We start from the raw sequence: 14,321 nt of genomic DNA, 5'->3' as shown, positions 1-14,321 counted from the left end.
AGTTCAATCAGCTCGAACGCTGACGTGTTTTACTATCAAAAAATTCGAAATTAAAAAGGGTGTTGTGAATGTTGCTCACGATATTCGAGCAAATCTTCAACATCTTGGTCAATGCCGGCCTTGAGTGCTTCAAGCGAAGGGTAAGGTCGTTCACCATGTAAATAGTGCAAAAACGTCACCCGCATCAATAAGCCATACAGATTAGCAGAAACTTGTGGAAAGTGTACTTCCAATCGCCATTCGGGATGAGTTTGCGCAATGGCAGGACGGGTACCCACATGGCCTGCGCCAAACAGGCTGTCACTTCGATAACCAGCTACGCCGGGTTGCTCCGGATTTTGCGCACGAACTTTTTCATTTAAGGCGGCGGTTTCACAGACCACGTCTACGGCATAAATGCCACTTAAACAAGGCTTATGGCGCCCAAGACGAACATTGATGGTCGGAAAGTTTAAGGTACGACCAATCTGGTCACCATATTGAACTCGACCAATAATACTATACGGACGCCCCAAAAGCTGCGCAGCCAGTGCCAGATCCCCTTCGGCCAGAACCTGACGGATACGGGTAGAACTGACGCGGTCACCTTCAAAGTTGATGGTGTTTAAGTTGGTCACATTAAAGCCGTAATCGCGTAAAAACTCGCTATTGCCTTGACGGTTTTTACCAAAATGAAAATCGTCCCCCAAGACCAGATGCTGGGCATTGAGTTTAAATTTGAGCAAATCTGCAAATTCGGTGGCATTTAGGCTGCGAAAGAACTGATCGAATTTAGCAACCGCAATATAATCGACACCCAGTTCAGTCAAATATTCGACTTTTTCGCGAAGAGAACTGATACGTGGCGGAGCATCGTAGCCTTTAAAATATTCAAGCGGTTGAGGCTCAAAAATCATGACCAGCGTTTTTAATCCCTCAGCCTGAGCCAATGCTTTAAGCTGTGAAATCATCGCTTGGTGTCCCAAGTGAACACCATCAAAATTGCCGATCGTGACCGCAGTTGGAGCTAACTGAAAATCTGGCGATAATGCGTTAAGACGAAGCAACTTCATGAGCGTTAAATACTGAGAATTTTGCAGAGGCTTTATATTGCCATAATCTAACGCATTCGTCTTGTTGTTGTGTTTTTATGCAAAGGAAAACTTTCTCTTTTTATTGTTATAGATCAGTATTTCTAATGTTTTTATGATTTATTAATCAGTTTTCCTGTTTTTGATAATAAATATACGCACTGCATCGGATCAATCTGAATCGATCTCATCGGCATATACATAATCCAATACTGCTTGTGATGGAAAAGGATAAATACGTATTTCTATGATCTGATGGATAGGTGATGCTTCATCAAACAGTGTAGTGCACGATTTTTGATATTTCGATTAGACTTGCTCATAAAAGATTTTCATATGCTGTAAAACGGCATAAATTTTGCTGATCATTTCAATCATGATTTTACCAAATGGTTGAAAATGTACTATCAGGTTTATCCAAATATGACCAAAGAGGCCGATTATGTGGTGCTGGCCTCGGGTTTAGGTGGTCACGCCAGTTTCTGGCAACCGCAAATACAGGCCTTGCAAGCATACTTTCATGTGGTGGTCTACGATCAGGAAGGCTGTCATGCCGACAGTGCGGCTTTGCCTAAAGACTATTCTTTTTTTAATCTTGCCGAGCAGCTCGAGCAGTTACTTTGTCATTTGCAGATCAAACGCTTTCATTTTATTGGTCATGCCTTGGGTGGTTTTATTGGAGTGGAATGGGCATATCGATTTGCGCAAACCAGCGCCCAGATGCTCAGTCTGAGTCTGATTAATGCCTGGCAATCTCTCGATGCGCATACGCGGAGATGTTTTACCACTCGGCGCACCTTACTTGAGCAGGCCGGGGCTGAGGCTTACTTACATGCCCAGGCCCTATTTTTATATCCACCCACTTGGATTTCCAGTCATAGCGCGATGCTGATTGAACAAGAAGCCAAGTTGCAGCAAGATTTTCCACCACATGGCAACGTTCTGGCGCGCCTAAATGCCTTGATGCACTATGTTTTGGATAAATCGCGCTGTACCGCTCTAGACTCACTTCCGATTTTACTGTTGTGCAATCAGGACGATATGCTGGTGCCCTATACACAATCTTTGCAATTGTACCGGGCGCTGTGTCATGCAAAGCTGGTGATTTTGCCGCAAGGCGGCCATGCCTGCACGGTCACGCAAGCTGGACAGGTCAATACTTGTCTGATTGAGTTTTTGAATCAAACAGATAATGCTCAGCTCAAATCAGCTTGAATCAGGTACGCGGCAGTACACCATAGAGCATCATGTGCACGGTATGTTCGATCGCGCGCTGATGCATACTTTTATTTTTCAGGGTTTTGCCGGTGACCATGTCCATTTGCGTGCTGAAATCGGCATAGTTTTGGGTAACGGCCCAAATATTCAAGATCAGTAATTCTGGGTCGATCTCTGCCGAGATTTTGCCTTGTTCCTGCCAAGTCTGTATAACTTTGGCTTTACGCTTAAACAGTTTTTTCAGCGGCCCTTTTAGAATTTCCAGAATATGCGGCGCCCCCTGAATAATCTCAAGCGCAAACAGTTTGGATGCTTTTGGCTGGGTACGTGAGACTTCAATTTTTTGAATCAGATAATGGGCCAAAGCCTCGGTTGGCTCCAGCTCAACTTCAAGCGTCTGTAAAGGCGCCAGCCATTTTTGTAAAACAGTAGTCAGCACCTCAACGTAGAGTGCTTCTTTATTTTCATAATAATAAAAGATGTTGGACTTATGCATTTGTGCCAATTGCGCAATTTCGTCCAGACTCGCCCCACTAAAGCCATACGTAGAAAAGACATCCAGAGCGGCATTGAGAAGCTGATTACGTTTTTGCGTACTCTTTTTTTGTTCCATTGATTTAACAAACTGGGGAAAGTCAGCTCATTGTAAGGGAAATCGAATGATTTGTGCACAGTTCTTGGCGATTTTCTTTCGCTTTATGTCCGCTTAAGTCGCTCATCTGTTTAGAGATTATCTAGTTTGATTAGGAAGTAAACACATGCTGCATACAACGGGTTGTAGTCGGCTATTTCGCAGCCAGATGTTCTGCTGCGCGATTTTTGCACACTATTGAATCGCTGTACACAAAAACAGTGCATCTGAATGCCACATTATTTTACTAAATGGTAAAAACTGTTTGACCATATATTTTTATTAAGTATATGAAAAATAATATTTATTTAAAGTTGGCACGTTGTATGCAATATAAAAAATTAAGAATTGGCCATTCTGCGTACCACGATTATTAATCTAGGCGATCACGCACAGCGTGACCTATTGCCGTCATAAGAAGGATGGGTAGTATGAAAATTGGTGTTTTTTGTCCTATCGGAAATAACGGCTGGCTGCTTTCGGAAAATGCGCCTCAATATATGCCGACATTTGAACTGAATAAAAAAATTGTACAACGCGCTGAACATTACGGCTTCGATTTTGCGCTCTCTATGATCAAGCTTCGTGGTTTTGGCGGAAAAACTGAATTTTGGGATCATAACATGGAGAGCTTTACCCTCATGGCAGGGTTGGCTGCGGTCACCAGTAAAATCAAAATTTATGCCACTGCTGCAACACTGGTGATGCCACCAGCCATTGTGGCGCGAATGGCATCAACCATTGATTCAATTTCGAATGGTCGTTTTGGACTTAATGTCGTGACGGGCTGGCAAGCACCTGAATATAGCCAGATGGGAATGTGGCCAGGCGATGAGTATTTTGCCAAACGCTATGACTATTTATCTGAGTATGTACAGATCCTGCGTGAACTCTGGGCGACAGGACAATCCGATTTTAAAGGGGAACACTTCCAGATGGACGATTGCCGCGTGAGCCCTACGCCGCAAGCCGATATGAAAATTATTTGTGCGGGTCAATCCGATTCGGGGCTGGCATTTTCGGCACAACATGCCGACTACAATTTTGTGTTTGGCAAAGGCCTCAACACCCCGACTGCCTATGCCGCAATTAATGACCGTTTAAAGGAGTTCACCGATCAAACCGGGCGTGATGTACAAACTTATGTGCTGTTTATGGTGATTGCGGCAGAAACTGATGCTGAGGCCATGGCCAAGTGGCAACATTACAATGCCGGTGCAGACGTTGAGGCTATTAACTGGCTGATGAATCAAGGCAGTAAAGATACACGCTCAGGCGCAGATACCAATGTACGTCAGATGGCTTCGAGTGTTTCACCAGTCAATATCAATATGGGCACATTGGTGGGCTCGTATGCCAGTGTGGCTGCCATGCTCGATGAAATTGCCCAGATTCAGGGGACTGAAGGCATCTTGCTCACCTTTGATGATTTTGTCCAAGGTGTTGAAGATTTTGGCGAGCGCATCCAACCGCTGATGATGTCGCGCCAAGATGCAGTTGCTGAATATCGTCCACTCACCGCATTGGAGAAAAGCGCATGAATACCGTTGTTGCTGATTTTACCGAACGTGCCGGAACGGGATGTGTACTTAAAGCCGAGCCAGAAGCCATCCAATTGGCACCTGAGCATACCGCGCTGATTGTGATTGATATGCAAAACGCTTACACCTCGATTGGCGGTTATCTGGATTTGGCCGGATTTGATGTCTCGAAAACCAAACCTGTGGTCAAGAATATTCAAAAAGCCGTCGCGGCTGCGCATGCTGCGGGTATACAAGTCATTTATTTTAAAAACGGTTGGGACAAGGCCTATGTTGAGGCAGGAGGTTCAGGATCTCCGAACTTTCATAAATCCAATGCCTTAAAAACCATGCGCAAACAACCCGAACTTCAAGGTAAATTACTGGCAAAAGGTGGCTGGGATTTTGAGCTGATTGATGAACTGACACCGCTGGCACAAGACATCGTGATTGAAAAGCCTCGCTATAGTGGCTTTTTCAATACCGCGCTAGACAGCATGCTACGTGCACGCGGCATACGCAATCTGGTTTTTGTGGGTATTGCTACCAATGTCTGTGTGGAATCGACCCTGCGAGACGGCTTCTTTTTAGAATATTTTGGTGTTGCACTGGAAGATGCTTGCTATCAAGCCGGGCCAGTCGAGATGCAACAGGCCAGCATGTACAACATTAAAACCTTTTTTGGTTGGGTGTCGGATACCCAGACCTTTGTCGAAACTTTCGATCAATCTCATTTAGCCAAAACTGCCTAGCGAGTCGCCGTATGCCAAAAGAAATTATCTTACCCGCCGGAACACCAGCGCCACTGGCACCTTATGTACCTGCCACCAAGGCAGATCATATTGTCTATGTTTCCGGTATTTTACCGCTCGATGCAGACAACAACGTGGTACATGTCGGCGATGCCGCAGCCCAAACCCGGCACGTGCTTGAAACTATTCAAGGCATTGTCAGTCATGCTGGAGGAACGCTCAAAGACATCACCTTTAACCATATTTTTTTACGTGACTGGTCTGACTATGCGGCGATTAACGCCGTATATGCCGAATTCTTTCCAGATGAGCGTCCAGCACGCTACTGCGTACAGGTGGGTTTGGTTAAGCCCGAAGCCTTAATCGAAATTGCATCGGTGGCTCATGTGGCCCCTTAAAGTATTAAAAACCTTAAAGCGAACGGCGTATGAGATACCGCGCTTAGCCCAGTGAGGCAGGAGACAGGTTATGACCGTATTAGAAGACACTGCAAAACATATTGAAACGTTGATTCGTCACAGTTCACCACTTGAACGTTCGACCACTTTACACGTCGACTCACAGGTTTTTCGACAGGGAATGTCTAATTTGGGTGCCGCCGTCCACGTGATTACTACCGATGGCATTGCAGGAAAATCCGGCTTTACAGCTTCGGCCGTATGTAGCGTCACCGATTCTCCACCGACCTTACTGGTATGTCTGAATCGGGGGGCATCGGTGTTTAAAACCTTTGAGCAAAATAAGGTGCTCTGCGTAAATACACTGGCAGCTCATCAGGCACATCTGTCAAATTTATTTGGTGGTAAAACCTCAATGAGCGATCGCTTTGCGCAGGGGGATTGGGATTGTTTGCTTACACAATCACCCGTATTGCAAGATGCGCTGGTGTCGTTTGATTGTGAAGTCGTGAACAGTGTTTCAGTGGGCAGTCATGATGTACTGATCTGTGAGGTACGTGCCATACAGCAATGTCAGGGTAAAAATCCCTTGATGTATTTTAATCGTCACTATTGTGAACCACATGCTGTGGCTTAAAGCAGCTAAAGAGCAGGAGTAATCGTCATGTCGCAACATGAACCGTGGTTTACCAAATTTAAACCTTATCGAGGCGACCTGAATCATCAGCCGGTTCAAATCGATGAATATCTTCCCGCAGGAAAAAGTGTGGTTTTAGGTATGCAGCATGCCTTTGCCATGTTTGGTGCCACGGTGCTGGCACCCATGTTGATGGGTTTTGATCCCAATCTGACCATCTTGATTACCGGATTTGGCACCATCTTATTTTTTCTGCTCACTGGCGGGCGGATGCCCAGCTATTTAGGTTCAAGCTTTGCCTTTATTGCGGCGGTTGCTGCTGCCACAGGATACAATGGGGTGGGTGCCAATCCCAATATTGCATTGGCACTGGGTGGTACAGTGGTATGTGGTCTGATTTATGCTGCGATTGGTCTGATCGTGATGCGAACAGGAACAGCATGGATTGAAAAACTGATGCCACCGATTGTCACGGGTGCGATTGTGATGATTATCGGATTAAATCTGGCACCTGTCACCATTAAAAGTGTCTCTGCTAATGGCTTTGATACATGGATGGCGGTCCTAACCATTTTGTGTATCAGTGCCGTTGCCGTCTTTACGCGAGGCATGTTGCGGCGCTTATTACTACTGGTCGGGCTATGTTTGGCATATCTGGCTTACTTTGTTTTGGCCAACTTGATGGGGTTGGGTAAAGCCATCGATTTTGCGCCAATTGCTCAAGCCGCGTGGATAGGTTTGCCCACATTTCATCAGCCTGTATTTCAGGCAAATGCCATTTTATTAATTGCACCTGTCGCCTTAATTTTGGTGGCTGAAAATCTGGGACATTTTAAAGCAGTCTCGGCCATGACTGGTCGTAACCTTTCGCCGTATATGGGGCGTGGATTTTTTGCCGATGGAGTCTGTACCACCTTATCGGCTTCTGTAGGCGGCACCGGCATGACCACTTATGCAGAAAATATTGGTGTGATGGCGGTGACCAAGGTTTATTCCACCACTATCTTTTTATTTGCAGGTGTCTTTGCGATTTTACTGGGTTTATCTCCAAAATTTGGCGCGATTATTCATACCATTCCGGTGGCACTGCTGGGTGGCGCATCGATTGTGGTATTTGGCTTGATTACAGTGGCCGGAGCCAAAATCTGGATTGATCATCGAGTTGATTTTAGTCAAAACAGCACGCTGATTATCGCGGCGGTCAGTTTGATTATGGGGGCCGGTAACTTTAGTTTGCATATTGGTGCATTTGATTTGGGCGGTATTGGCACTGCTACGCTGGCGGCGATTGTATTGAATTTGCTCTTAAACCGAACTCAGCAGCAGCCTGTCGCAACAGTGAATGCATCGACCGAAAAAACGATTCATCCTGCAACACCGCATTCCTCCTAAAAAGAAAAATAAAAAAAACAGCGTGCCAGATGACACGCTGTTTTTTTTATTTGGGCAGTAGTATTTAGGTGGCTAAAACGGCTTCAAGCACCTGTTGCTCAAGCTGGGCAAACTCTAGACTTTTCTGGCGCGGACGCGGCAATTTCACCTCAAAACTTTGTGCAATATGGCCTTTATCGAGCAGGATGATGCGGTCTGCCAATTGCACCGCCTCACTGACATCATGTGTAACCAAAATGGCCGTAAAGCCTTGCTCAGTCCATAAACGTTCAATCAGGCTTTGCATTTCAAGGCGCGTCAGGGCATCGAGCGCACCCAGTGGCTCATCTAGCAATAAGATGCGTGGGAAATGTGAAAGCGCACGTGCCAAGGCTGTACGCTGGCGCTGACCACCCGAAAGCTGCGACGGCCATTGTTCTGCTTTGTCTTTTAAGCCGACTTTTTCAAGCAAGGCGACGGCATGATGCTGCTGTTCTTTCTTTAAACCCAACTGCACATTATGCACGATACTTTTCCATGGCAGCAGGCGTGGATCTTGGAACATGACCCGAATGTCGTCTGATGTAATGCCTTCACGGAAATTGCGTGCCGATTTAAATTTGATTTCACCGTAACTGGTGTTTTCAAGCCCCGCAATGAGGCGTAGCAGGGTGCTTTTACCACAGCCGCTACGCCCAACAATCGCAATAAACTCGCCGGGTTGAATGTGTAAATCCAGATCTTCGAGTACTTTAACTTGACCATAAAACTTATGCAGTTGTTCAATTAAAATTTCTGCACCGATAGGCGCTTTTGTATCATCTGGAGTGGCTGCTGTGTTTGACTGATCTAGATACAGCGGGACATTTAAATTGCTCATGATCATGACCTTTTATTGTTGATAGCCTGCATGCCAGCGCAGCAAATAACGTTCTAGGCTTTGTGCCAGCACATCTGCCAGTTTGCCCAGCAAGGCGTAAAGTAAAATGCCTACCAGCACGACATCGGTCTGCAAAAATTCACGTGCGTTCATGGTCATATAGCCAATACCTGCTTGTGCAGAGATGGTTTCAGCCACAATCAGCAATACCCAAACCAGACCTAAAGAAAAACGTAAGCCCACTAAAATCGATGGCATTGCACCCGGTAAAATAATTTCTTTATATAACTGCCAGCGACTCAAACCATAACTTTTACCCATCTCGATCAGCTGAGGATCGACAGAGCGAATACCGTGATAGGTATTGATATACATTGGAAAAAATACCCCGACGGCCACCAAAAACAGTTTGGCAGACTCATCGATACCAAACCACAAAATTACCAGTGGAATCAGCGCCAGTGCAGGAATGTTACGAATCATTTGTAAGGTGGTGTCGAGTAGGGTAGAGGCAATTTTGGACGAGCCATTGAGCAGCCCCAAAAATAACCCCAGTCCACCCCCTATTAGTAAGCCAATCAGTGCACGACCAGCACTCACCTTGACATGGTGCCAAAGCTCACCACTGATCAGAAGCTGCCAAAATGCACTCACCACGGCACTCGGTGCGGGTAAAACACGGCTTTGCAACAGGCCCACGCTCGATGCAAATTGCCAGACTGCAATCAGCACCACCGGGAATACCCAAGGCAGCAATTGCTGCCCGAGTGCTTTGGTTCCACGTGAAACATTCGATGTATTCGATCGACTCATGCGGGCTCCTTGACGACCTGATTTTTGGGTTCGTCCTTTTGCTGGTTCGGAACATAGTTATTGGCAATAATCTCGCCAAATGGTCCAGTCAGATTCGGTTGGGTCAGTTTTTCACGGGTTTTAAGCGGCAGCAGTGGAAACACCAGTTCGGCAAAACGAATCGACTCTTCTAGATGCGGATAACCAGAGAAAATAAAGTTATCGATACCAAGGTCGGCATATTCTTGAATACGCGCGGCAACGGTTTCAGGATCACCGACCAGTGCAGTTCCCGCACCGCCGCGAACTAAACCAATCCCTGCCCACAAGTTGGGTGACACTTCAAGCTTATCGCGGCGTCCGCCATGCAAGGCTGCCATACGCTGTTGTCCCACCGAATCCATCTGGGCAAATTTCTTTTGTGCAGCGACAATGGTGTCATCGTCTAAATATTGGATCAGTTCATTGGCTGAAGCCCATGCTTGCTCGTTGGTTTCACGCACAATCACATGCAAGCGAATTCCATAATTGAGTGTGCGGCCTTTGGCTTGTGCACGCACTTTCATGGCGTCAACTTTCTCTTTCACTGCCGCTGGAGGTTCACCCCAAGTCAGATAAGTATCGACTTGTTCGGCAGCCAGTTCGGCAGCCGCCTCAGATGAGCCACCAAACCAGAGCGGTGGATACGGCTGCTGAATAGGCGGATAAAGCAGCTTGGCATCATCGACACTTAACCGTTCGCCGTGAAAGGTCAATGACTCGCCTGTATGCGAGCGGGTTAAAATTTCGCGCCAGATTTTGACGTATTCGGTGGCCGTCTGATAGCGCGTGTCATGGTCTTCATATAAGCCATCGCCTTTGAGTTCCTGTTCGTCGCCACCGGTGACCAAGTTCAGCAAAATACGTCCGTTCGAAAGTCGGTCGAAGGTGGCTGCCATCCGCGCCGCTAGCGCTGGTGTGGTAATGCCCGGGCGCAGCGCCACCAAAAACTTGAGCTGCGTTGTGGCATCGATGAGGCTGGCGGCCGTAATCCATGGGTCTTCACAAGAACGACCTGTCGGAATCAGTACACCGGTATAACCCAGTTGATCGACCGCAACAGCAATTTGCTTCATATAGCCATGGTCGACCTGACGTGCGCCTTTGCTGGTTCCGAGGTAGCGACTGTCACCGTGAGTGGGAATAAACCAGAAAATATTCATACTAACATTCCTTACAAGTTGCTAAATCTAGGGATTCGCAGTCCAGATGGTCTGGCTCACGTTGATGGTTTTGGGAATAAGCTGCACCTGCTGAAACAGATCTGCAATCTGCTGCTGCGCTTGCGTTACTTCGGCATTGATGGGTTGAATTGGAGACGGTTTGGCACGCTTATCCAACACCGCCTTCGCGACTTGCGTGTCTAGACCCGTACTCTGCGCATAAATACTTAAACCTTGATCTTGATGCTGAACAAACCATTGATCGGCTTTATTCAAACCATCTAAAACTTTCTGTGCTGCATCGGGGTGTTGCTGAATAAAGCGAGGATTGCCGATATAAAATGAATAGGTGGTTGGAAACGCACGGCCATCGATCAGTGATTTTGCATGGCCTTTAAGCTCGGTAGTGCTTAAATACGGTTCCCAGATCGACCATGCATCAATGGCACCTTTGTCAAAAGCCGCGCGCGCATCGGCAGGTGGGAGCCAAATGGGCTGAATATCGCTCCAGTTCAGCCCCGCTTTTTGCAATACTTTGGCCAGTAGTTCATGCGCACTCGATCCTTTTTGAACGGCAATGCGCTTGCCTTTTAAATCGGCAATGGACTGAATGCGACTGTTTGTTGGAATCAAGATGGCTTGCGAATCGGCAGGAACTACTTCATATCCGACATAGCTCAGCGGTTTATCGGCTGCCTGAGCAAAAATAGGCGGTGTATTGCCCACAGCGCCAAAATCGACTGCACCTACGGCCAAGGCTTCAAGCATTTGTGGCCCTGCAGGAAATTCATGCCATTCAATTTTGGCGCCCGGAAACTCTTGTTCATAAATTTTTTGTTGTTTGGCAATCAAGAGATTCAGCGATGATTTTTGAAAGCCAATGGTCAGGGTTTTCACTGCGCTTTCGGCTGCAGGCGTGGTTTGGGCTTTATTTTCTGTGCCTGCGTCATGCTTTTGGCATGCGGTCATTACTACGCTAAGCCCCAATGCACCGATTACGCCGAATGTTTTCAATATGGTCATGATGAATGTTGCCCCAATTATTTTATTTGGCCAGTTAAAATGGCATCTTGAATTTTGAGTGGTTGTGGAATCAGTTTTTGTTGATAAAAGGCATCTGCAACGTATTGCTGCTGCTGAATCACTTCAGATGAAAGTGGTGTAACCCCAAAGCCCATACGTGAAATGGACGTTTTTAAAATATTAAAATCCAGCGCGGTCGGTTTTTCTAATAAACGAGCTGCATCGTCCTGATGGGTTTTGACCCACTCGGTGGTTTGATTGAGCTGTTGCACTACGGTCTTAAGTACTTCTGGATGCTGCTCGGCAAATTTGCGATCAGCTAAATAAAACTGATGGTTACTAACCAGATTTTGCCCAGTGGCCAGTACACGTGCGCCAATTTGCTGTTCTGCTGCTGCAAAGAATGGATCCCAAATCACCCATGCATCCACTGCACCTTTTTCAAAAGCTGCACGGGCATCGGCAGGTGGCAAATACACCACTTGAATATCCTGCAGCGTGAGCTGGTTTTTCTCGAGTAATTTAAGCAGCAGATAATGCACGTTTGAGCCTTTGTTCAGCGCCACGCGTTTGCCTTTTAAATCTTGAATACTTTGAATAGGCGAGTTTTTTTGAACAATCAGTGCCTCGGCGTTTGGTGCAGCAGGCTGATTGGCCACGTACACCAGATTAGGGCTGGCAGCTTGTGCAAAAATAGGAGGTGCCTCGCCCGACTCACCAAATACCACACTTCCGACATTTAAGCCTTCAAGCAGTTGCGGACCCGCTGGAAACTCGACCCATTTCACCTGAATACCCTGTGCTTTCAGGGCCTGATCCAGATCGCCACGTTGTTTCACGATGGGCAATAAACCGTATTTTTGAAAACCAATATTTAAAGTGGTGAGTGCTTGTTTTTGTTCTTTGGCACAGCCGCTAAGCATCATCATGCTGGTGATTCCTGCTGCAATCACTGAAAACTTAAACCATGAAGAAGATGCGATACTGGCCATGATGCGTGCTGCCTCGAAAAAGTGAAAAGATCGAACTAGAGGGCACACCTTAGAACCAATTGCTTTGCATAAAAAATAAGATTTTTAACATTACTTATGTAAAAAATAGATAAATAAAAAACTGCAAAGCTTATCTGTATTTGTCATTTTTAAAATTATGACGGCAATGAATTTTATTAAATTAAGTGTTTGAATTTTATGTATTTTCAATACATTAATAATGTCATCTTAAAACTGAATAAAGCGGTGAAGGCAGGCAATAGCGCTGATTTGACTAAAGATTGCATGAATAAAGATATAGCAAGTTCTGCTAAAGCCAAATGACTCACACAATCTGACATGTAGCGAAAGGCAAAGGGCAGTCTGGCTCTGACTTGCAAGCGACTGCCCAACAGATGGGTTTACATCAGGATTTTTTTAAAGACCAACGAGTTACGCTGAAAATTGTAAAGTGCTTGGCGCGCGTCGGGTAATTCGTCCACGCTGGCATGCGAAAAGCCATGCTCTAAGAACCAGTGCGCTGTACGTGTGGTCAGTACAAATAACTGTAAAATTCCGTCTTGGCGCGCTTTTTCTTCTAAAAAGTGCAAAATCTGGCTACCTCGGTTGGATTTGCGATAGGCCGGATCGACCGCTACACAGGCAATTTCGGCCGAACGAATTTCGCCTTTTGCGGTTGGTATTGGATACAGCGCTGCACACGCCAGAATCATGCCATCACGTTCAATCACAGCAAACTGAGCAATCTCGCTCTCCAGTCGTTCGCGTGAGCGGTACACCAAAATTCCTTCTTGCTCGAGTGGGCGCAGCAAATGAATCAAACCACCGACATCTTGAATGTTGGCGATACGCACCTCTTCATAATGTGCATCGGTAATAAGCGTACCAATCCCGTCACGGGTAAACAGCTCCTCAATTAAGGCACCATCATGAAAATAAGGAATTAAATGCACACGATGCACGCCTGAAAGCGAAGCCGTTTGGGCACCTTGTAGCGGAATGACATGCTCAAGCCTTTGTGCCTTTTGCTGAATGTAGCGATCAAGCTGATGCGGTGTCAGTTCGCGCAGCAGTTTACCTTCATCGTTGACCAAGCCTTGCTGATCGGTCAGAAAAATTAGTTTATCTGCTTTGAGCGCAATGGCCGTACGGGTGGCCACTTCTTCGGCCATTAAGTTGAATACCTCACCTGTGGTGGAATATCCCGTTGGGCCCAATACCACAATATTATGGTTATCGAGGTGGCCTCTGATCGCATCGGTATCAATACTTCGTACTTCACCAGTCAGTTGAAAATCGATACCATCCCGGATTCCATAAGGCTTGGCGGTAACAAAATTGCCAGACACCGCATCAATGCGTGCGCCGTGCATCGGCGAGTTGGCGAGCCCCATCGACAGCAGCGCTTCAATTTGCAAACGAATTGAACCCACCGCATTCATGACACTCGCTAACGATTCACGTGTGGTGACACGCCGATGCTGGTGAATAGGCGTATATAATGATTTTTCTTGAAGATTCTGGTTAATTTGTGGGCGAGCACCATGTACCAGTATCAGACGGATGCCCAGAGAGTGCAGCAGGGCAATATCATGAATAATATGCTGGAAATTATGATGTTGAACGGCTTCACCACCAAACATTAAAACGAACGTTTTATTTCGATGCGCGTTGATATACGGAGCTGAGTTTCGAAACCAGTGGACATACTGTTGGGTTTGAGTGTGTTCAGAATGATTTTCTGGAAGCGACATAGCAGGCTCAGCATAAAGAAAGCATAGTTAGGATTCTAAACAAAATCGCTAATCCTTCAATAAAAAAATGCCCAAACCGTC

The 14,321-nt window shown here is 46.3% G+C and carries 14 protein-coding genes; 6 read left to right on the top strand and 8 right to left on the bottom strand.

The genetic code is table 11. The features are described 5' to 3' along the window. Positions 1 to 50: 50 nt before the first annotated feature. The gene (ribF, locus tag KCV09_RS11835) at positions 51 to 1,052 is read right to left on the bottom strand and encodes a riboflavin biosynthesis protein RibF (protein WP_025095223.1); all 1,002 of its coding nucleotides are present in this window, start codon (positions 1,050 to 1,052) and stop codon (positions 51 to 53) included. 417 nt (positions 1,053 to 1,469) lie between these two features. On the opposite strand from ribF, the gene rutD reads away from it, so the two are divergent. Continuing rightward, on the top strand, positions 1,470 to 2,285 hold the full coding sequence (gene rutD, locus KCV09_RS11830) for a pyrimidine utilization protein D (RefSeq protein WP_212515200.1): 816 nt from the start codon (positions 1,470 to 1,472) through the stop codon (positions 2,283 to 2,285). A gap of 1 nt (position 2,286) precedes the next feature. On the opposite strand, the gene KCV09_RS11825 is transcribed toward rutD, so the two are convergent. Next, positions 2,287 to 2,901, bottom strand: coding sequence for a TetR/AcrR family transcriptional regulator (locus tag KCV09_RS11825; protein WP_004941873.1), 615 nt, complete (start codon positions 2,899 to 2,901; stop codon positions 2,287 to 2,289). A 449-nt stretch (positions 2,902 to 3,350) separates the two neighbouring features. Between KCV09_RS11825 and rutA the strand changes: the two genes are divergently transcribed. The 5 genes from rutA to rutG all read left to right on the top strand — a co-directional run bounded on the left by rutA (position 3,351) and on the right by rutG (position 7,618). Beyond that, positions 3,351 to 4,460 (top strand): pyrimidine utilization protein A, encoded by a 1,110-nt coding sequence (gene rutA, locus KCV09_RS11820; protein WP_048763133.1) that lies wholly within the window; start codon positions 3,351 to 3,353, stop codon positions 4,458 to 4,460. Next, positions 4,457 to 5,191: a pyrimidine utilization protein B gene (rutB, locus tag KCV09_RS11815; protein WP_025095220.1), complete on the top strand. Its 735-nt coding sequence runs from the start codon at positions 4,457 to 4,459 to the stop codon at positions 5,189 to 5,191. The genes rutA and rutB overlap by 4 nt, the downstream gene beginning before the upstream one ends. Positions 5,192 to 5,202: 11 nt before the next feature. Then, positions 5,203 to 5,589 carry a pyrimidine utilization protein C gene (gene rutC, locus KCV09_RS11810; protein WP_151815307.1) on the top strand — a complete coding sequence of 129 codons (387 nt, stop codon included), beginning with the start codon at positions 5,203 to 5,205 and terminating at the stop codon, positions 5,587 to 5,589. Positions 5,590 to 5,659: 70 nt separating this feature from the next. Further along, complete coding sequence (gene rutF, locus KCV09_RS11805; RefSeq protein WP_212515199.1) at positions 5,660 to 6,226, top strand: NADH-dependent FMN reductase RutF; 567 nt, start codon at positions 5,660 to 5,662, stop codon at positions 6,224 to 6,226. Positions 6,227 to 6,253: 27 nt separating this feature from the next. Beyond that, the gene (gene rutG / locus KCV09_RS11800; protein WP_004944467.1) at positions 6,254 to 7,618 is read left to right on the top strand and encodes a pyrimidine utilization transport protein G; all 1,365 of its coding nucleotides are present in this window, start codon (positions 6,254 to 6,256) and stop codon (positions 7,616 to 7,618) included. Positions 7,619 to 7,682: 64 nt separating this feature from the next. On the opposite strand, the gene KCV09_RS11795 is transcribed toward rutG, so the two are convergent. From KCV09_RS11795 to argA, 6 genes are all read right to left on the bottom strand, one after another. Then, positions 7,683 to 8,477, bottom strand: a complete 795-nt coding sequence (locus tag KCV09_RS11795; RefSeq protein ID WP_212515198.1) for an ATP-binding cassette domain-containing protein — start codon at positions 8,475 to 8,477, stop codon at positions 7,683 to 7,685. A 12-nt stretch (positions 8,478 to 8,489) separates the two neighbouring features. Further along, positions 8,490 to 9,290: an aliphatic sulfonate ABC transporter permease SsuC gene (gene ssuC, locus KCV09_RS11790; protein ID WP_004941853.1), complete on the bottom strand. Its 801-nt coding sequence runs from the start codon at positions 9,288 to 9,290 to the stop codon at positions 8,490 to 8,492. Next, complete coding sequence (ssuD, locus tag KCV09_RS11785) at positions 9,287 to 10,471, bottom strand: FMNH2-dependent alkanesulfonate monooxygenase (RefSeq protein WP_212515197.1); 1,185 nt, start codon at positions 10,469 to 10,471, stop codon at positions 9,287 to 9,289. The genes ssuC and ssuD overlap by 4 nt, the downstream gene beginning before the upstream one ends. 27 nt (positions 10,472 to 10,498) lie before the next feature. Further along, positions 10,499 to 11,494, bottom strand: coding sequence for an aliphatic sulfonate ABC transporter substrate-binding protein (locus KCV09_RS11780; protein ID WP_212515196.1), 996 nt, complete (start codon positions 11,492 to 11,494; stop codon positions 10,499 to 10,501). Positions 11,495 to 11,511: 17 nt separating this feature from the next. Further along, positions 11,512 to 12,486 carry a sulfonate ABC transporter substrate-binding protein gene (locus tag KCV09_RS11775; RefSeq protein ID WP_004944454.1) on the bottom strand — a complete coding sequence of 325 codons (975 nt, stop codon included), beginning with the start codon at positions 12,484 to 12,486 and terminating at the stop codon, positions 11,512 to 11,514. 401 nt (positions 12,487 to 12,887) lie between these two features. Next, positions 12,888 to 14,240: an amino-acid N-acetyltransferase gene (gene argA / locus KCV09_RS11770; RefSeq protein ID WP_004944452.1), complete on the bottom strand. Its 1,353-nt coding sequence runs from the start codon at positions 14,238 to 14,240 to the stop codon at positions 12,888 to 12,890. Positions 14,241 to 14,321: the final 81 nt, after the last annotated feature.

Source organism: Acinetobacter soli, assembly GCF_018139125.1.
Lineage (GTDB): Bacteria > Pseudomonadota > Gammaproteobacteria > Pseudomonadales > Moraxellaceae > Acinetobacter > Acinetobacter soli.
Note: the sequence above shows the minus strand (reverse complement) of the source record. Positions and strands in the feature narration are given on the sequence as shown.